The 16,510-nt window shown below is 71.3% G+C and carries 21 protein-coding genes; 14 read left to right on the top strand and 7 right to left on the bottom strand.

Annotation, left to right across the window (positions count from 1 at the left end; all coding sequences use genetic code 11):
• Positions 1-470 (bottom strand): ATP-binding protein (locus tag ACGFYU_RS33610; RefSeq protein WP_393831079.1); only part of this gene is annotated, 470 nt, incomplete at its 3' end.
• Positions 471-578: 108 nt separating this feature from the next.
• On the opposite strand from ACGFYU_RS33610, the gene ACGFYU_RS33605 reads away from it, so the two are divergent.
• From ACGFYU_RS33605 to ACGFYU_RS33590, 4 genes are read left to right on the top strand one after another with little or no spacing between them, the layout of a single operon-like run.
• Positions 579-1,406 carry a helix-turn-helix domain-containing protein gene (locus ACGFYU_RS33605; protein ID WP_393831078.1) on the top strand — a complete coding sequence of 276 codons (828 nt, stop codon included), beginning with the start codon at positions 579-581 and terminating at the stop codon, positions 1,404-1,406.
• Complete coding sequence (locus ACGFYU_RS33600; protein WP_393831077.1) at positions 1,403-1,600, top strand: DUF397 domain-containing protein; 198 nt, start codon at positions 1,403-1,405, stop codon at positions 1,598-1,600. The genes ACGFYU_RS33605 and ACGFYU_RS33600 overlap by 4 nt, the downstream gene beginning before the upstream one ends.
• Positions 1,597-1,791 (top strand): DUF397 domain-containing protein, encoded by a 195-nt coding sequence (locus ACGFYU_RS33595; protein WP_393831076.1) that lies wholly within the window; start codon positions 1,597-1,599, stop codon positions 1,789-1,791. Before ACGFYU_RS33600 ends, ACGFYU_RS33595 begins: the two co-directional genes overlap by 4 nt.
• The gene (locus tag ACGFYU_RS33590; RefSeq protein WP_393831075.1) at positions 1,788-1,973 is read left to right on the top strand and encodes a DUF397 domain-containing protein; all 186 of its coding nucleotides are present in this window, start codon (positions 1,788-1,790) and stop codon (positions 1,971-1,973) included. The genes ACGFYU_RS33595 and ACGFYU_RS33590 overlap by 4 nt, the downstream gene beginning before the upstream one ends.
• On the opposite strand, the gene ACGFYU_RS33585 is transcribed toward ACGFYU_RS33590, so the two are convergent.
• The gene (locus tag ACGFYU_RS33585) at positions 1,960-2,778 is read right to left on the bottom strand and encodes a hypothetical protein (RefSeq protein ID WP_393831086.1); all 819 of its coding nucleotides are present in this window, start codon (positions 2,776-2,778) and stop codon (positions 1,960-1,962) included. The genes ACGFYU_RS33590 and ACGFYU_RS33585 overlap by 14 nt on opposite strands.
• Positions 2,779-2,894: 116 nt before the next feature.
• On the opposite strand from ACGFYU_RS33585, the gene ACGFYU_RS33580 reads away from it, so the two are divergent.
• Positions 2,895-3,197 carry a hypothetical protein gene (locus ACGFYU_RS33580; RefSeq protein WP_393831074.1) on the top strand — a complete coding sequence of 101 codons (303 nt, stop codon included), beginning with the start codon at positions 2,895-2,897 and terminating at the stop codon, positions 3,195-3,197.
• A gap of 14 nt (positions 3,198-3,211) precedes the next feature.
• Positions 3,212-4,402, top strand: a complete 1,191-nt coding sequence (locus tag ACGFYU_RS33575) for a glutathionylspermidine synthase family protein (RefSeq protein WP_393831073.1) — start codon at positions 3,212-3,214, stop codon at positions 4,400-4,402.
• Between the two features lie 52 nt (positions 4,403-4,454).
• On the opposite strand, the gene rocD is transcribed toward ACGFYU_RS33575, so the two are convergent.
• Positions 4,455-5,660: an ornithine--oxo-acid transaminase gene (gene rocD / locus ACGFYU_RS33570; RefSeq protein ID WP_393831072.1), complete on the bottom strand. Its 1,206-nt coding sequence runs from the start codon at positions 5,658-5,660 to the stop codon at positions 4,455-4,457.
• A 234-nt stretch (positions 5,661-5,894) separates the two neighbouring features.
• On the opposite strand from rocD, the gene glyA reads away from it, so the two are divergent.
• From glyA to ACGFYU_RS33545, 5 genes are all read left to right on the top strand, one after another.
• A complete protein-coding gene (gene glyA, locus ACGFYU_RS33565) occupies positions 5,895-7,163 on the top strand; it encodes a serine hydroxymethyltransferase (protein WP_393831071.1) in 1,269 nt (422 codons plus the stop codon).
• A gap of 364 nt (positions 7,164-7,527) precedes the next feature.
• Positions 7,528-8,541: a tryptophan--tRNA ligase gene (gene trpS, locus ACGFYU_RS33560; RefSeq protein WP_393831070.1), complete on the top strand. Its 1,014-nt coding sequence runs from the start codon at positions 7,528-7,530 to the stop codon at positions 8,539-8,541.
• A 140-nt stretch (positions 8,542-8,681) separates the two neighbouring features.
• A complete protein-coding gene (locus ACGFYU_RS33555) occupies positions 8,682-9,278 on the top strand; it encodes a 2'-5' RNA ligase family protein (RefSeq protein WP_393831069.1) in 597 nt (198 codons plus the stop codon).
• A gap of 166 nt (positions 9,279-9,444) precedes the next feature.
• The gene (locus ACGFYU_RS33550) at positions 9,445-10,359 is read left to right on the top strand and encodes a YihY/virulence factor BrkB family protein (protein ID WP_393831068.1); all 915 of its coding nucleotides are present in this window, start codon (positions 9,445-9,447) and stop codon (positions 10,357-10,359) included.
• Positions 10,360-10,476: 117 nt separating this feature from the next.
• The gene (locus tag ACGFYU_RS33545; protein ID WP_393831067.1) at positions 10,477-10,920 is read left to right on the top strand and encodes a hypothetical protein; all 444 of its coding nucleotides are present in this window, start codon (positions 10,477-10,479) and stop codon (positions 10,918-10,920) included.
• A gap of 39 nt (positions 10,921-10,959) precedes the next feature.
• On the opposite strand, the gene ACGFYU_RS33540 is transcribed toward ACGFYU_RS33545, so the two are convergent.
• On the bottom strand, positions 10,960-12,222 hold the full coding sequence (locus ACGFYU_RS33540) for a D-alanyl-D-alanine carboxypeptidase family protein (RefSeq protein ID WP_393831066.1): 1,263 nt from the start codon (positions 12,220-12,222) through the stop codon (positions 10,960-10,962).
• Between the two features lie 121 nt (positions 12,223-12,343).
• Here ACGFYU_RS33540 and ACGFYU_RS33535 point away from each other — a divergent pair, with 121 nt between their 5' ends.
• From ACGFYU_RS33535 to ACGFYU_RS33525, 3 genes are read left to right on the top strand one after another with little or no spacing between them, the layout of a single operon-like run.
• Positions 12,344-12,658 carry an SCO4848 family membrane protein gene (locus ACGFYU_RS33535; RefSeq protein ID WP_393831065.1) on the top strand — a complete coding sequence of 105 codons (315 nt, stop codon included), beginning with the start codon at positions 12,344-12,346 and terminating at the stop codon, positions 12,656-12,658.
• Positions 12,655-13,959, top strand: a complete 1,305-nt coding sequence (locus ACGFYU_RS33530; protein ID WP_393831064.1) for a metallophosphoesterase — start codon at positions 12,655-12,657, stop codon at positions 13,957-13,959. The genes ACGFYU_RS33535 and ACGFYU_RS33530 overlap by 4 nt, the downstream gene beginning before the upstream one ends.
• A gap of 47 nt (positions 13,960-14,006) precedes the next feature.
• Positions 14,007-14,657: a LysE family translocator gene (locus ACGFYU_RS33525; RefSeq protein WP_393831063.1), complete on the top strand. Its 651-nt coding sequence runs from the start codon at positions 14,007-14,009 to the stop codon at positions 14,655-14,657.
• A gap of 35 nt (positions 14,658-14,692) precedes the next feature.
• Here ACGFYU_RS33525 and ACGFYU_RS33520 read toward each other — a convergent pair whose 3' ends face one another.
• From ACGFYU_RS33520 to ACGFYU_RS33510, 3 genes are read right to left on the bottom strand one after another with little or no spacing between them, the layout of a single operon-like run.
• Entirely contained in the window at positions 14,693-15,439 is a 747-nt protein-coding gene (locus ACGFYU_RS33520) for a TetR family transcriptional regulator (RefSeq protein ID WP_393831062.1), read from the bottom strand.
• An 11-nt stretch (positions 15,440-15,450) separates the two neighbouring features.
• Positions 15,451-15,843, bottom strand: a complete 393-nt coding sequence (locus ACGFYU_RS33515) for a thiol-disulfide oxidoreductase DCC family protein (protein ID WP_393831061.1) — start codon at positions 15,841-15,843, stop codon at positions 15,451-15,453.
• A 36-nt stretch (positions 15,844-15,879) separates the two neighbouring features.
• Positions 15,880-16,284 (bottom strand): hypothetical protein, encoded by a 405-nt coding sequence (locus ACGFYU_RS33510; protein WP_393831060.1) that lies wholly within the window; start codon positions 16,282-16,284, stop codon positions 15,880-15,882.
• Positions 16,285-16,510 lie beyond the last annotated feature (226 nt).

Genomic DNA, 16,510 nt, shown 5'->3' with positions numbered 1-16,510 from the left:
GAGTCATTCGACCCAGGGATATCCTCCAAATCCCTCCCGGCTGAGCCGGGGATACATTCAGACGCCTCCAAGGCGCACTCGGCCCATACGGTCTTGCCGACCACCCGCCCGGACACGCCCCAGCCGACGCAGAGCGCTTCCACGATCCGCAGGCCGTAGCCGTGTTCCGCGGGCTGGGGCTGCCCCGGCCGGAGGGCGGGCCGCGCCCCGGCCTGCGCGTCGGACACCTCCACCCGCAGTACCCGGTCCAGCTCCCGGATCCCGAGCTCGAAGTCCCGCCCCGGCACGGAGCCGTGCGCCACGGCGTTCGCCGTGAGCTCGGCGACGACCTGGGCGACCCGGTCGGACTCGTCCCCGCCGAGCGGAAAGTCCCACCGGCAGAGTTCGAGCTCTGCGAGATGCCGGGCCAGTCGCGCTCCGCGCCGGGTACTGCTGAACCGCTGCCGCCATTCGTTTCCCGCCTCGGACATGCTGCCGTTCCTCTCCGTAACTATTCCGCTACTGGATGGGTTCAGCGTGGCCGGTTGGTGGGCAGTCTTCAACTTGCAGGAATTGAACGGAGAGTTAGGGGGCGCCAGTTGAATCGCAAGGAGCTCGACCCTGAGGCATCACCCGGTGCGGCATTCGGCGAGCGTCTTCGCGCGCTACGGGACGAACGAGGCTGGACCCAGGATGAACTGGGGGAACGCATAGGCTTCTCCGGCACGCATATTTCTGCCGTCGAAACTGGTCGGCGCCCTCCAACTACCCGCTTTGCGGCAAGCGCAGACCGGGCGTTCGGGACCGGAGGCCAGTTCGAACGGCGCAGTCGGGCCGTGCGGAACACAGCACTGCTGGAGGGCTTCCCGGAGTACGTCAGGCACGAGGGGCTGGCCGTGGAGATCCGGCTCTTCAACATCGGGATCATTCCGGGCCTGTTGCAGACGCCGGAGTACGCGGAGGCTTTGACGCGCGGTGATGTGCGACGGGGTTCGATCACGCCGGAGCAGGCCGACGAACGCGTCTCGTTCCTGGCGAAGCGCCAGGCAGCCCTGGTTCGGCCCAGGCCCCCCATGCTGCTTGTGGTCATGGACGAGAGCTGTATCCGCCGCCAGGTCGGCGGGCCCGAAGTGATGGACGCGCAGTTGGCGTATCTGGTCCAGTTCGCCGAGCTACCGCACACCGTGCTCCAGGTGGCGCCCTTCGAGATAGGTGAACGTCGGCCGTTCAACCTGCCCGTCAACCTGCTCACATTGGTTGATCGCTCCATGCTCGCGTATGCCGAGACCCATGCTCAGGGGCACGTGGACCGTGAGAGCGCAGCGGTCCTGCCCCTGTTGACGGCCTACCATCAACTCCAGGCCGAATCGCTGTCCCAGGCGGCCTCTGTAGCCGTGATCAATGAGGTACGAAAGGGCACCCCGTGACGACCACAAGCGACTCACCCCACTGGTTCACGTCCTCCTACAGCGCCAACGGCGGTGACTGCGTCGAGGTCGCCGCCAACCTGCTCGGTGTCGTCCCCGTCCGGGACTCGAAGAACCCCGAGGGTCCGGTGCTGGACTTCTCCGCCGGGGCGTTCGCCGTGTTCGTGGCCGGGATCAAGGGTGGTGCCCTGTGACGGCCGAGTCTCCCCGCTGGTTCAAGTCCTCCTACAGCAACAACGGTGGTAACTGCGTCGAGGTCGCCGCCAACCTGGTCGGCGTCGTACCGGTCCGGGACTCGAAGAGCCCGGGTGGTCCGGTGCTGGGCTTCTCCGCCGACGCGTTCGCCGTGTTCGTGACGGGCCTCAAGGGCGGTGGTCTCCGGTGACGGCCGAGTCGCCCCGCTGGGCCAAGTCCTCGTACAGCGGCAACGGTGGCCAGTGCGTGGAGGTGGCTACCAACCTGGTCGGCACGGTCCCCGTACGGGACTCCAAGAACCCGGACGGGCCGGTGCTCGGATTCGGGGCGGAGGCGTTCGGGGTGTTCCTGGCCGGGGTCAAGGCCGGCTAGGCGGGGGTTCGCCGAAGCGGGACAGGGCCAGGGCGCCCGCCACCGCCACGGCGAAGCCGGCCACGGCCAGCCAGGTCAGGCCTTCGCGGGTGCGGTCGCCGAGCCAGGCCACGCCGACCGCCGCCGGGCCGATGGTCTCCCCGATCACCATCCCGGCGGTGGCCGCCGTCACCGAGCCGCGCGCCAGCGCCGAGGTGAGGAGGAGGAACGCCGCGCCCCCGCCCAGGAGCAGCGCGTACAGCGCCGGGTTGCGCCAGTCCAGCACCGAGTCGAGGAGCCGGACCGCCACCTCCACCACCCCGAAGCCCGTCCCCGCCGCGAAGCCCAGGACCAGCGCCCGGGGTCCGTCCGGGAGGTGGCCCGCCGCCGCGCCCACCAGTAGCACCAGTACCGCCACACCCAGCAGCCCCAGCTTGAGGGCCAGCGAGCCCTGCCCCGCGCCCTCCTCGCCCGAGGCGAGGCCGAGCATCAGCAGCCCCGCGCACACCACCCCCACCGCGCCCCACTCCGTCGGAGACAACCGCACCCGGAGCAGCCGCGCCGCCACCACCGCCGTCACGGCCAGGCTGGCCGCCAGCGCGGCCCCCACCGCGTAGATCGGGATGTGCAGCAGCGCGATGATCTGCAGGACGAATCCGGCCGCGTCGAGGCCCAGCCCGGCCACGTACCGCCACTGGCGTACCGCCCGCATCAGCAGCGCCGGGTCCACCCCGGACCCGGAACCCGGCTCCGCGGCCCGTGCCGCCACCGCCTGCAGAACGGACGCCGTACCGAAGCAGACCGCCGCACCCAGCGCGCAAATCATCCCAATCAGCACGAACTGACTCTAGGTCACGGATCTGGCGACGGCCGGATTCCATCGGCCCGCCGCCCCGCTCTAGTCTGTCGGCAGTACGCGAGGCCCCAGGGGGAGCAGCAGACATGGACAGCAGCAGCACCAACCAGCGCCGCATGCGCTCCGGCGCGGTCGCCCTCGGCGGCATGGGCCTGCTCGCGGCCACGCTCGTGGCCTGCGGCAGCAGCGACGAGCCCGACAAGCGCTGCGCGTCCCGCTCCACGCTGGACCACCTGAACAGCAAGGACTGCAAGAGCGGCGGCCGCGGCTCCTGGTACTACGGCGGCACCGTCAAGAGCGGCAAGGTCACCGGCGGCAGCTTCGACAAGTCCGCCGTCACCCGCGGCGGCATCGGCGGCCACTCCAGCTCCGGCTCCAGCGGCGGCTGAGGAAACCGGAACCCATGCAGCGGCACACCATCGAGCCCCGCCCCGACTGGCAGAAGACCGTCGAGGAGCAGGGCCTGATCTACCCCCTCACCCGCTACCCCGACGACTCCCTGCGCCCCTACTGGGACGAGAGCGCGTACTACTCCTTCTCCCTCCCCGAGGTCGAGGCCCTGGAGAACGTCGTCGAGGAACTGCACGCCATGTGCCTGGCCGCGGCCGCGCACATCGTCGAGCACGACCACTTCGCGGACCTCGGCATCGACGATCCGAAGCTGGCCGCCCTGATCGCCGAGTCCTGGCGCCGCCGCGCCGAACAGCCCTCCCTCTACGGCCGTTTCGACCTGCGCTACGACGGCACCGGCAGCCCGGCCAAGATGCTGGAGTACAACGCCGACACCCCCACCTCCCTCGTCGAGGCGGCCAGCCCCCAGTGGTTCTGGATGGAGGAGCGCTTCCCCGGCGCCGACCAGTGGAACTCCCTCCACGAGCGCCTCGTCGACGCCTGGCGCCGGCAGGCCGAGCTGCTCCCGCCCGGCCCGCTGCACTTCGCGCACTCCGAGACCGACGAGCTCGGCGAGGACCTGATGACGGTCGCCTACCTCCAGGAGACCGCCGAGCAGGCCGGCATCGAGACCCACGCCCTGTCCGTCGAGCAGATCGGCTGGGACAGCCTCTCCGGCCGGTTCGTCGACGACCGGCTCCGCTTCATCCGCGGCTGCTTCAAGCTCTACCCGTGGGAGTGGCTGGCCACCGACGAGTTCGCCCCCCAGGTCCTCGGCACCTACGACCACGGCGGCGGCTCCGGCACCACCTGCTGGATCGAGCCGCTGTGGAAGATGCTGCTGTCCAACAAGGCGCTGCTGGCGATCCTGTGGGAGCTCTTCCCCGAGCACCCGAACCTGCTGCCCGCCTACCTCGACGGCCCGCGCGAGCTGGCGGAGGAGGGCGGCTACGTCGCGAAGCCGCTGCTGGGCCGCGAGGGCGCAGGTGTCACCCTCCACGAACCGGGCGGCGAGCCCTTCGTGGCGCAGGAGGACGAGCGGTACTGCTTCCAGGCCCTCGCCCCGCTGCCCGACTTCGACGGCAACCGGGTGGTGCTCGGCGCGTGGGTCGTCGAGGACGAGGCGGCGGGCCTCGGCATCCGCGAATCCGCGGGGCCGGTCACGGACGAGTACGCCCGCTTCCTGCCCCACGTCATCCTGTAGGGCCGCGATCGGCGCGGGGCCGGGGCCGGAGCCCCGCCCCCGCACCGGCGGGTCAGCCGCCGAGCACCGCCCTGAGCTGGTCCAGCCCCCAGTCCAGGTCCTCCTTGGAGATCACCAGGGGCGGGGCCAGCCGGATCGTCGAGCCGTGGGTGTCCTTCGCCAGCACGCCCCGCTCCATCAGCTTCTCGGAGATCTCGCGGCCCGTGCCGCGCGCCGGGTCGATGTCCACGCCCGCCCACAGCCCCCGCCCCCGTACGGCGGTCACCGCGCCCCCGCCGACCAGCAGGCCCAGCTCCCGGTGCAGGTGGTCGCCGAGCTCGGTGGCCCGCTGCTGGTACTCGCCGGTCCGCAGCATCGCGATGACCTCCAGGGCGACCGCGCAGGCGAGCGGGTTCCCGCCGAAGGTGGACCCGTGCTCGCCGGGCCGGAACACCCCGAGCACGTCCGTGTCGGCGACGACCGCCGACACCGGGACCACGCCGCCGCCGAGCGCCTTGCCGAGGATGTATACGTCCGGGACGACTCCCTCGTGCTCGCACGCGAAGGTCTTCCCGGTGCGGCCGAGGCCCGACTGGATCTCGTCGGCCATGAAGAGCACGTTCCGCTCGCGCGTGAGCTCCCGTACGCCCCTCAGGTACCCGGCGGGCGGCACCAGCACCCCCGCCTCGCCCTGGATCGGCTCCAGCAGCACGGCCACGGTGTTCTCGGTGACCGCGTGGGCCAGCGCGGTGAGGTCCCCGTACGGGACGATCTCGAAGCCCGGCGTGTAGGGGCCGAAGTGGTCGCGCGACTCGTGGTCCGTGGAGAAGGAGACGATGGTCGTCGTCCGCCCGTGGAAGTTGTCGGCGGCGACCACGATCTTGGCGTGCCCGTCCGGGACGCCCTTGACCTCGTAGCCCCACTTGCGGGCGGTCTTGACGGCCGTCTCCACCGCCTCGGCGCCCGTGTTCATGGGCAGCACCATGTCCTTGCCGCAGAGCGCGGCGAGTTCGGTGCAGAAGTCGGCGAAGCGGTCGTGGTGGAAGGCGCGCGAGGTCAGCGTGACCCGCTCCAGCTGCGCCTTGGCGGCGTCGAGCAGGCGGCGGTTGCCGTGGCCGAAATTGAGCGCCGAGTAGCCGGCGAGCATGTCCAGGTAGCGGCGCCCCTCCACGTCGGTCATCCACGCGCCCTCCGCGGAGGCGACGACCACGGGCAGCGGGTGGTAGGTGTGCGCGCTGTGCGCGTCGGCGGTACGGATGGCATCAGCAGTTGTCGACACGGGGTCTCCGATCGTCCGTCAGGCCTGTGACGAGGGTGGCGTCACTTTCCATCCTCGCTCGTATACCGGACGGAGAAACCTTTCTTGTGGCGCGCCCGCTAAGGTGACGGGTACGCACGGCGACTGGCGCACGGAGAACGGACTCCGGGGGAGTCGTGCGCGCTCGACCGCATACAGGGCCGCTCGCCTGGGCCTCGCGGGGTACCGATCACATCGACCCCGGAGGAGCCCGCCATGTCCGCGAGCCGCCACCCCGCCCTTTCCGCGACCGACCCCGAACTGGCGTCCTTCGTCGCGGCGGAAGAAGTACTCCAGGCGGAGACCCTGCGCCTGATCCCCAGCGAGAACTACGTGTCCGCGGCCGTGCTCGAAGCCTCCGGCACCGTCCTGCAGAACAAGTACAGCGAGGGCTACCCAGGCCGCCGCTACTACGAGGGCCAGCAGAACATCGACCGCGTCGAGGCGCTGGCGATCGAGCGGGCCAAGGGCCTGTTCGGCGTGGACCACGCCAACGTGCAGCCGTACTCCGGCTCCCCGGCCAACCTGGCGGTGTACCTGGCCTTCGCGAAGCCGGGGGACACGGTCATGGGCATGGCGCTGCCGATGGGCGGGCACCTGACCCACGGCTGGGGCGTCTCGGCGACGGGCTCGTGGTTCCGGGGCATCCAGTACGGCGTCCAGGCCGACACCGGCCTGATCGACTACGACGCGGTCCGCGACCTGGCCCTGGCGGAGCGCCCGAAGATCATCTTCTGTGGCGGCACGGCCCTGCCCCGTACGATCGACTTCGCGGCGTTCGCCTCGATCGCCGAGGAGGCGGGCTCGATCCTGGTCGCGGACGTGGCCCACATCGCGGGCCTGATCGCGGGCGGGGCGCACCCGTCCCCGGCGGGGCACGTGGACGTCATCTCCACCACCACGCACAAGACCCTGCGCGGTCCGCGCGGCGCGATGCTGATGTGCCGGGAGGAGCACGCGAAGGCCATCGACAAGGCGGTCTTCCCGGGCCTCCAGGGCGGTCCGCACAACCAGACGACGGCGGGCATCGCGGTGGCCCTGCACGAGGCGGCGCAGCCGGCGTTCGTCTCGTACGCGCACGCGGTCGTCGCCAACGCGAAGGCCCTGGCGGAGGCCCTGCTGTCCCGGGGCTTCGACCTGGTCTCGGGCGGTACGGACAACCACCTGATCCTGATGGACCTGACCTCGCGGGACGTGCCGGGCAAGGTGGCGGCGAAGGCGCTGGACCGCGCGGGCATCGTGGTGAACTACAACACCGTCCCCTTCGACCCCCGCAAGCCGTTCGATCCCTCGGGAGTGCGGATCGGTACGCCGTCGCTGACGTCCCGGGGCCTGTCGGTCGAGCACATGCCGCTCGTGGCGGACTGGATCTCGCGCTCCGTCGACGCCGCCGCCAAGGGTGACGAGCGGGTCCTGGCGGCGGTCCGCGCGGAGGTCGCTTCCCTGATGGCCGCCTTCCCGGCCCCGGGCCTCCCCCTCTCCTGACCTGCGGCGCCGCGTCCTGGGGCTCCGCCCCAGACCACGCGCCTCAAGCGCCGGCGAGGCTCGATTTGCCTCCGGCGGCGCCTCAAACGCCGGCGAGGCTTGATTTGCCCCGGCCGGGCTGGATTGCCCGCAGGGCAATTCCAGCCCCGCCGGCGTTTGAGGCGCGGGTGTGGGCAGCGCCCACGAAGCCCCGCGCAGCGGTATCCCCCGCGGTGGACGGAAAGCGGTCGCTCGGCCGAGGCGAGATCCGGACGCCCCGCTACTGCGCGGTACCCGTACGCGGCGCGGGCCGGCCGGGCGCGACCCGGAAGGATCCGGCCAGTGGCGGGCCCGAGCCCGCCCCCGCACCTGAGAGAATGGAGCCATGGCTTCTGATCGTCCTCGCGCGCTCTCCGGCATCCAGCCCACCTCCGGTTCGTTCCACCTCGGGAACTACCTCGGAGCCATTCGCCAGTACGTCGCCCTGCAGGAGACGCACGACGCCTTCTACATGGTCGTCGACCTGCACGCGATCACCATGCCGCAGGATCCGAAGGACCTCCGCGCGAACACCCGTCTCTCCGCCGCGCAGCTGCTCGCCGCCGGCCTGGACCCCGAGCGCTGCACGCTCTTCATCCAGAGCCACGTGCCCGAGCACGCGCAGCTCGCCTGGGTCATGAACTGCATCACCGGCTTCGGCGAGGCCAGCCGGATGACCCAGTTCAAGGACAAGTCCGCCAAGGGCGGTGTCAACAGCGCCAGCGTCGGCCTCTTCACGTACCCGATCCTGCAGGTCGCCGACATCCTGCTCTACCAGGCGAACGCCGTCCCCGTCGGCGAGGACCAGCGCCAGCACGTCGAGCTGACCCGCGACCTGGCCGAGCGCTTCAACCACCGCTTCGGTCAGACCTTCACCCTCCCTGCCGCGCACATCGTCAAGGAGACCGCGAAGATCTACGACCTCCAGGACCCGGCGATCAAGATGTCGAAGTCCGCGTCGTCCCCCAAGGGCCTGATCAACCTCCTCGACGAGCCCAAGGCCACCGAGAAGAAGATCAAGAGCGCGGTCACGGACACCGAGGCCGAGATCCGCTTCGACGCCGAGATGAAGCCCGGGGTCAGCAACCTGCTCACGATCTACTCCACCCTCACGGGCGAGACGATCCCCGCCCTGGAGGCCAAGTACGAGGGCAAGGGGTACGGCGCGCTGAAGACCGACCTGGCCGGCGTGATGGTCGATTTCGTCACACCGTTCAAGCAGCGCACGCAGGAATACCTGGACGACCCCGAGACGCTGGACTCCATCCTGGCCAAGGGCGCGGAGAAGGCCCGCGCGGTCGCCGCCGAGACCCTGGCACAGGCGTACGACCGACTTGGTTTCCTGCCCGCCAAGCACTGACCGAAACACCGACGGAAGTACTTACGGACGGTCGGCCCTGGCGGGACGGGGGGTGCTGGCCTCACACTGAGGCGGAGCAGCATCCACACAGACCCGCCCAGACCACGCGGGCACATCCCGACAGACGCGAGGAGAGATACGTGGGGACCGTAACGCTCGGCGTTTCGATCGCGGTCCCGGAGCCGTACGGCAGCCAGCTCCAGCAGCTGCGTGCCGGCTTCGGGGACGCCGCCGCGTACGGCATCCCCACGCATGTCACCCTCGTCCCGCCGACCGAGGTGGACGCGGACCGGCTCCCGGCGATCCGGGCCCACCTGGCCGGGGTCGCCGCGGCCTTCCGCGCCTTCGGGATGCGGCTCGCCGGGACGGGAACCTTCCGCCCGCTCTCGCCGGTCGTCTTCGTCCAGGTCGTAGAAGGCGGCAATGGCTGCACCCGGCTCCAGGCCGAGGTCCGCGACCCCGAGGGGCCGCTCAGCCGCGAGCTGGCGTTCCCGTACCACCCCCACGTCACGGTCGCCCACGGGATCTCCGAGGAGGCGATGGACCTGGCGTTCTCGACCCTCGCCGAGTACTCCGCCGAGTGGGTCTGCGACAGCTTCGCGCTCTACGAGCAGGGCTCCGACGGGGTCTGGCGCAAGCTGCGCGAGTACCCTTTCGGGAGCGGCCCCACCGGCGTCCCCGCACAGCCGGGTTCCCTCACCGACACCGCGGCTGAGCGGGCCGTACGCCCCTCCTGACGGAGCGGGCGCAGGGCACGGTGCGTGCGGAACCGGAGCCCGCGCAGGACCAGGGCGTGGAACGGGCGACCCATCGGGCGCACTTCGCGAAAAGTCACAATCGACGACCGTAGTCCCCGAAACCGGCAATCCCGGCTATTTGCGGCGGCTCAATTACGGTGACGTCATGGACTGGCTGACGAAGATCCCGGTGATCGGGCCCCTGGTGACCCGTCTGATGCGGACGCACGCGTGGCGCTCGTACCAGCGTCTCGACCGCGTGCACTGGAGCCGGCTGGCCGCGGCGATCACCTTCATCAGTTTCCTCGCCCTCTTCCCGCTGATCACCGTGGCCGCCGCCATCGGCGCGGCGCTGCTCAGCCAGAAGCGGCTCGACAAGCTCCAGGAGAACCTCGCCGAACAGGTCCCCGGCATCTCCGACCAGCTCGACCTCGACGGACTCGTGGCGAACGCGGGCACGGTCGGTCTCGTCGCCGCCGCGATCCTGCTCCTCACCGGCATCGGGTGGGTGGGCTCGATGCGCGACTGCCTGCGCGCGGTGTGGGAGAAGGACGACGAGGACCAGGGCAACCCCTTCGTCCGCAAGGGCAAGGACGCGCTGGTCCTCCTCGGGCTCGGCGGAGTGGGTCTGGCCTCGGCCGCCGCCTCGATCTTCGGAGCCGGCGCGGTGGGGAAGGCCGCCGAGTGGCTGGGCATCCCGCGCTCCGGCGCCGGCGGCGCACTCCTGCGCTCGGGCGCCTTCCTCGTCGGCGTCCTGGCCGCCTTCCTGCTCCTCCTCTACGTGCTGACCCTGCTCCCCGGCGTCGAGCCGCCCCGCCGTCGCCTGCTCCAGGCGGCCCTCATCGGCGCGGCCGGCTTCGAGCTGCTGAAACTGCTGCTCAGCGGCTACATGCAGGGGGTCGCAGCGAAGAGCATGTACGGGGCCTTCGGCGTGCCGATCGCCCTGCTGCTCTGGATCAACTTCACGGCGAAGCTGCTCCTCTTCGTCGCCTCCTGGACGGCCACCCGCGACGACGAAACCGCCGACGGCGAAACGGGCGACGAGAAGCCGGCTCCCGCCCCGGCGGCGTCCCCCGCCTAGCCCGATTCCCGTTCGGGTGAATCCGGAGATCGTCCGCATGGGGCCTGGGTAGGCCTGCCGCGAGGTTCCGTGCACGATGCAACGGGATCGATCGTCCTGGCTGCCCCTGGAGGGCTCATGTCCGCTTCACGCCGTACGCGCAAGCTCCTCACCACGACCGCCGCCGCCCTGCTCCTCTCCGTCGCCGGGGCTGGCCTCGCCGCCCCCGCCAACGCCACCACCGCCGCCACCGCCAGTGCGGTGCAGGAGGTACGGGTGCCGCCCGCGTACAGCGCCGAAGGAGTCTGGTACCTCTTCCAGACCAACGCCACCGTGCGGGTGGACCTGAGGCAGGACTCCGACGGGACCCTCTACGGAACCGCCTCCTCCGGCAACACCGTGGGGACCCTGAGGGACGGCTACGTGGAGGGGGAGAACATCTACTTCACCGTCGGCTGGAACCACGGACCGGTCGGCCGGTACACCGGCGTCCGCGGCCCGGACCGCCGGCTCTCCGGCACCACCTTCGACCTGACCAACCCCTCCAGCCAGTCGACCTGGCGCACCGACCGGATGTTCTGACCCGACCGGACGGGAGGCACGGGCGGCGGGGACGACCGGTCAGTGGACCACGTCCTCGTCGCGCCCGCGGCGGCCCCGGGGCCAGCGTCGGTTCACCACGAAGGCCCCGCCCGCCAGGATCGCCAGCGCGCCGCCCGCGACGCCGAGCGCGGTGCCGAGGCCGCCGCCGCCCGAGCCCTCGCCCGCCGCCGACGCGTTGTTCTCGTGGGGCTGGGCAGCCGGGGAGCCGTGGGGCCTGGTGTCCGCGCCCTTCGGCGGCACCAGCTCACCCACCGGCTTGACCTTCCCGGCCGCCGCGAACCCCCAGTCGAAGAGCGCGGCGGTCTCCTCGTACACCGAGTTGACGCCGCCGGTGCTCGGGTTCATCACCGTGACGAGCAGCTTCCGGTTCCCCTGCTGCGCGGCGCCGGTGAAGGTGGAGCCGGCCATCGTGGTGTTGCCGTTCTTCACCCCGGCGATGCCCTTGTACGGGGAGATGCCGCCGGCGCCCGTCATCAGCCGGTTGGTGTTCTGGATCTCGAAGTAGTCGCGCGGCTTCCCGTCCTCCTGCTTGCCGGGGAACTTGGCGTGGGCCGTGCCGCAGTACTCCCGGAAGTCCTGCTTCTGCAGACCGGAGCGGGCGATCAGCGTGAGGTCGTACGCACTCGACACCTGGTCCGGGGCGTCGTAGCCGTCGGGGGACACCACGTGGGTGTCGAGGGCCTGGAGCTCCTCGGCGTGCGCCTGCATGTCCTTGACGGTCTTCTCGATGCCGCCGTTCATGGCCGAAAGTACGTGCACGGCGTCGTTCCCGGAGCGCAGGAACACCCCGAGCCACAGGTCGTGGACGGTGTATTCGAGGTCCTCCTTGACCCCGACCAGGCTGCTGCCCGGGCCGACGCCGTCCATGTCCTTGTCGGTGACCTTGTGGACCTGGTCCTTGGGCAGGCTCGGCAGAACGGTGTCCGCGAACAGCATCTTCATGGTCGAGGCCGGGGGCAGCCGCCAGTGCGCGTTGTGCGCCGCCAGCACCTCCCCGGACTCGGCGTCCGCCACGATCCACGACCGCCCCGTGAGGTTCGCAGGCAGGGCGGGCGCGCCGGGCAGCAGGTTCACCTGGGTGCCCGGCTGGCCGAGGGCCGAACCCCCGACCGTGGACATCGAGACGGGCGGCGCGGGCGCCGCCGGGGCCGTGCCCGGCTGCCCCTTTCCGTCGGCCGGCGGCGCCGGGGTGGTCGGCGCGGCGTGCGCGGGGGCCACGAGCATGGCGGGGACCAGCAGCGCGGCGGAAAGGACCGTCAGCGCGGTCTTCTTGGCAGACACGCAGGTGAAAGTACATCCCGATGGGTTGTACGCCGTCACGGACCGGCCAATTCGGTAGAACCACTGCCGGGACAGCCCACCCCGGCGCGTCCGTCCCGGGGACCGATCCGATACTGGGGGCATGAAACTCAGCCGTGCCGCCTCCTGGTTCCTGCTCGCGTTCGGAGTGTGGAGCTGGTTCATCTGGGTGTCTTTCGTCCGGAACCTGTGGAAGAACGGCAGCGGCCTGGCATTCGATGCGGCGGGCGACCCCACGTCCTACTTCTGGGTGCACCTGGCGCTCGCGGTGACGTCCTTTCTCCTGGGGACGGCCGTCGGTGTGATCGGGTTGCGCGGGGTCCGGGCCCTGCGGCGCGCATCACGCACGGGTGCGGGTACGGGCTCCGGTACGGGCTCGGGCTCGGGCGGCGGCTCCGGCGCGGGTGGCGCGGCATGAAGATCGTGGCCTTCGCGCTGATCGCGCTGGCGGTCCTCGCCCTCCTCGTGCTGGTCCACCGCTGGCTCTGGATCCGCCTCGTCCGCGACACCACGGCCCCCGGCGGCCTGCCCCGCCGCATCGGCACGACCTTGATCATCGCGCTGCCCCTCCTCTCCGTGGCCGCCCTGACCGCGGGCCGCGCGGGCGCCCCCTTCCCGCTCCAGCGGGCGGTGTCCTGGCCGGGGTTCCTCTGGCTCGCGCTCCTCCTGTACCTGACCCTGACGATGCTGGTCGCGGAACCGATCCGCGCGCTGTCGCTCCGCCGTCTGGCCCAGCGGCCCCCCGCCGGGACGGAGCCCCGCCCCGCGGCGGAGCCGCACCTCGCGGGGGTGGGCGGGGGAACGGCCCCGCAGGACCCCGCCTCCGCGCCGGCGCCGGACGGCGGCGGCCCGGCCCAGGAGCCCGGGTCCGGGGCGGGCCCGGGAGCCGATCTGCTGGACCGCCGCAGGTTCGTGGCGCGGGCGATCGGCGGCGCGGCCGCCGCCGTGGCCGTCGGGACCGTCGCGAACGGGGCCTACGGAGTCCTGCGCGGCCCGAGCGTCCGCCGCGTCCGCGTACCGCTCGCCAAACTGCCGCGCGCGGCCCACGGTTTCCGGATCGCCGTCGTCAGCGACATCCACCTCGGCCCGATCCTCGGCCGCGCCCACACCCAGCGCATCGTCGACTCCGTCAACCGCACCCAGCCCGACCTCATCGCCATCGTCGGCGACCTCGTCGACGGCAACGTCCACGACCTCGGCCCGGCCGCCGAGCCGCTGCGCCGGCTCAGCGCCCGCCACGGCTCGTACTTCGTCACCGGCAACCACGAGTACTTCTCCGGCGCCCAGCAGTGGGTCGGCCACGTCCGCGAACTCGGCCTGACCCCACTGGAGAACGCCCGCCGCGCGCTCCCGTACTTCGACCTCGCCGGCGTGAACGACATCGCGGGGGAGAGCGAGGGCCACGGCCCCGACTTCCGGGCCGCCCTCGGCGACCGGGACCGGGCCCGGGCCGCCGTACTCCTCGCCCACCAGCCCGTCGTCATCCACGACGCCGTCCGGCACGGCGTCGACCTCCAGCTCTCCGGCCACACCCACGGCGGCCAGCTGTGGCCCGGCAACTACCTCGCCGAGCTCGCCAACCCCACCGTCGCCGGCCTGGAGCGCTACGGGGACACCCAGCTCTACGTGTCCCGGGGCGCCGGCGCCTGGGGACCCCCGGTCCGGGTGGGCGCGCCGTCCGACATCACGGTGGTCGAACTGGCCTCGCCCCAGGCCTGACCGGCCCCGGGAAAACCCCTGGGGGCGGGGCCGGGCCCCGTGCTTACATGGCCCGCATGGTGTCCACCGACCGACTGCTGGCCTTCGCCGCCATGTCCTTCCTGCTGATCGTGATCCCCGGCCCCAGCGTGCTGTTCGTGATCGGCCGCGCGCTGGCGCAGGGCCGCCGCGCCGCGCTGACCACGGTGGTCGGGAACACCCTCGGGGCCTACGTCCTCGTCGTGGCCGTCGCCCTCGGGGTCGGCGCCGTCGTGGAGCGCTCGGTCCTCGTCTTCACCGCCCTGAAGCTCGTCGGCGCCGCGTACCTGGTCTACCTGGGCGTCAAGGCGTTCCGGCAGCGCGGCTCCCTGCACGCGGCGTTCACCGGCGGGGCCCCCGCGGCGCACAGCGGCCTGCGCACCTTGGGGGAGGGGTTCGCGGTCGGCGTGGCCAACCCGAAGACCATGGTGTTCTTCGCCGCCGTGCTGCCCCAGTTCGTCGACCGCGCCCAGGGGCACGTCACGGCCCAGATGCTGCTGCTCGGCCTCGTCTTCAACATCATCGCGGTGGCCTCCGACAGCGTGTGGGGCCTGGTCGCGGCCACCACCCGGGACTGGTTCGGCCGCTCCCCCCGAAGGCTCGCCCTGGTGGGCGGAGCCGGCGGGCTCACGATGATCGGCCTCGGCGTCACGGTCGCCGCGACGGGCCGCAAGGACTGAGGACCGCGGGCGGGATCCGGATCGGGATCCTGCCCTTAATCCGAATCCGAAGCCGAATCAGGGGCCGGATCCGAGGCCCGCTTACGGGCCCCCGCAGTGGCCGTCTGGGCCATACCGGGCAGGAAGTCCGCGAACAGCTCGTGCACTTCGCGCACCAGTGGCCGCAGCACCCGGAACCGGGCCAGCACGATGCCCCGCGTCGTCAGTTGCGCCCCGCGCTCCGCGAGCCGCCGCGTCTTCTCGCTGTTCGGCGAACGGTCGAAGACCCAGTACAGGACCAGCCCCATCTGCGAGAGCCACATCAGCTCCGGCAGTACGTCGGCCAGTTCCGCCGGCACCTTGGTCTTCGCCCCCGCCAGCACCTCGCGGTGGATGTCGATGGCCGCCTGGCGCGCGGGCTCCGACTCCGGGGAGAAGGGGCTGAGGGGGCTTTCGGGGTCCGCCGCGTTCTTGAAGAACTGGGAGGCGAACTCGTGGTACGGGGCCGCGATGTCCATCCAGCTCGTCAGCACGCCCGCGAGCCGCTTCTGCAGGTCGGTCTCGCTGTCCAGGATGGGCCGGACGGCTGCCTGGTGGGCGGCGCTGATCCGGTCGTAGAACCCCTGGACCAGGTGTTCCTTCGACTCGAAGTAGTAGTAGGCGTTGCCGACCGAGACACCGGCCTCCTTCGCGATACCCCGCATCGTCGTCTTGTCGAAGCCGCGCTCCTGGAAGAGCCGGAGCGCGGTTTCGAGGATGAGCGTGCGGGTCTGCTCGCTCTTGGGAGCCTTCTGATCAGTCACGGTGCACGAGCCTATCGGGGGACGGAGCACTGCTCGTCACAGGCCGGGTCCTCCGCCCCTTGCGGGGGACCCTCGGTCCGTACGGCCGCCCGCCACTTCGAGGCGGAGTACATGGCCGCCCGGGCGAAGGGCCGACCGGCCGCGGTGGCGAGCCAGTTGGCCTTCGGCCGGTGCTCGACCAGCGCCCACAGGCACACGATGAAGGCGTCGGTCCCGGTCCACACCTGGCCGGAGTCCCCGATGACGGTGATCTCCCGGAGCGTCGCCGCGTGGTCGAGCCGCGGGTACCTCCGCTGCGCCTCGTAGGAGCCGGCGGGCATGAGCCGGAGCGGCACCAGCCATCGCTGCGCGAGCAGCCAGTGCCGGATGTGCACGCAGAGCGGGCAGTTCGCGTCGTACAGCACGGTCAGCCTCCGGACCGCTCCCGGGGCGGCCACCGCTCAGGCCCCGGCCGGAGCGGTCCACCCCTGCGGGGCGACGGGCGGGGTCTGCTGCCGCTCCATGATCCCCCGGCGGCGCATCTTGTTCAGCACCCACACGTTGCCCAGGTGCATGACCCCGAGGACCAGCAGGACGACGCCGAGCTTGACCGACAGCGCCTCGAAGAGGTCGCGGGCCTGGACGATCTCCTCGTACGACCGCAGGTAGAGGGTCACGAACCCGATGTTCACGAGGTAGAAGCCGACGACGAGCAACTGGTTGACGGCGTCCGCGAGCTTCTCGTTGCCCTGAAGGACGTCGCCGATGAAGACGCGCCCGTTCCGGCTGAGCGTACGGGCGACCCAGACGGTGAGCCCGATGCTGATGAGCAGGTAGATGACGTACGCGACCACGGTGAGGTCCATAGCCCTCAGCCCCCTTGAACGTGTTCAATTGCTGACAGCACTGACTGTAGGCCTTCACTTGAACATGTTCAAGTCCGAGCGGAACGTGGACGCGGTGCCCCTTGCACTCGCCCTCGACGGGGTGCCCGTCGGCGGCCCATGTTCAGCCCAGGGCGGGTTGATCGCCGCCAGGTCACCTCAGCCGCGTAGCGATCAGTGGCGGCCTATTCCCAGCCCCAGACGGCGG

It is taken from the genome of Streptomyces sp. NPDC048337 (assembly GCF_043201175.1).
Taxonomy (GTDB): domain Bacteria; phylum Actinomycetota; class Actinomycetes; order Streptomycetales; family Streptomycetaceae; genus Streptomyces.
The sequence above is the reverse complement of the archived record's forward strand: the minus strand, read 5'-3'. Positions and strand labels throughout refer to the sequence as shown.

Excerpts from the sequence above, each read along its gene's own strand:
- ACGFYU_RS33585 (WP_393831086.1), bottom strand. The coding sequence starts at position 2,778 with ATGATTTGCGCGCTGGGTGCGGCGGTCTGCTTCGGTACGGCGTCCGTT.
- ACGFYU_RS33580 (WP_393831074.1), top strand. The coding sequence starts at position 2,895 with ATGGACAGCAGCAGCACCAACCAGCGCCGCATGCGCTCCGGCGCGGTC.
- ACGFYU_RS33575 (WP_393831073.1), top strand. The coding sequence starts at position 3,212 with ATGCAGCGGCACACCATCGAGCCCCGCCCCGACTGGCAGAAGACCGTC.
- glyA (WP_393831071.1), top strand. The coding sequence starts at position 5,895 with ATGTCCGCGAGCCGCCACCCCGCCCTTTCCGCGACCGACCCCGAACTG.
- trpS (WP_393831070.1), top strand. The coding sequence starts at position 7,528 with ATGGCTTCTGATCGTCCTCGCGCGCTCTCCGGCATCCAGCCCACCTCC.
- ACGFYU_RS33550 (WP_393831068.1), top strand. The coding sequence starts at position 9,445 with ATGGACTGGCTGACGAAGATCCCGGTGATCGGGCCCCTGGTGACCCGT.
- ACGFYU_RS33545 (WP_393831067.1), top strand. The coding sequence starts at position 10,477 with ATGTCCGCTTCACGCCGTACGCGCAAGCTCCTCACCACGACCGCCGCC.
- ACGFYU_RS33535 (WP_393831065.1), top strand. The coding sequence starts at position 12,344 with ATGAAACTCAGCCGTGCCGCCTCCTGGTTCCTGCTCGCGTTCGGAGTG.
- ACGFYU_RS33530 (WP_393831064.1), top strand. The coding sequence starts at position 12,655 with ATGAAGATCGTGGCCTTCGCGCTGATCGCGCTGGCGGTCCTCGCCCTC.
- ACGFYU_RS33525 (WP_393831063.1), top strand. The coding sequence starts at position 14,007 with ATGGCCCGCATGGTGTCCACCGACCGACTGCTGGCCTTCGCCGCCATG.
- ACGFYU_RS33510 (WP_393831060.1), bottom strand. The coding sequence starts at position 16,284 with ATGGACCTCACCGTGGTCGCGTACGTCATCTACCTGCTCATCAGCATC.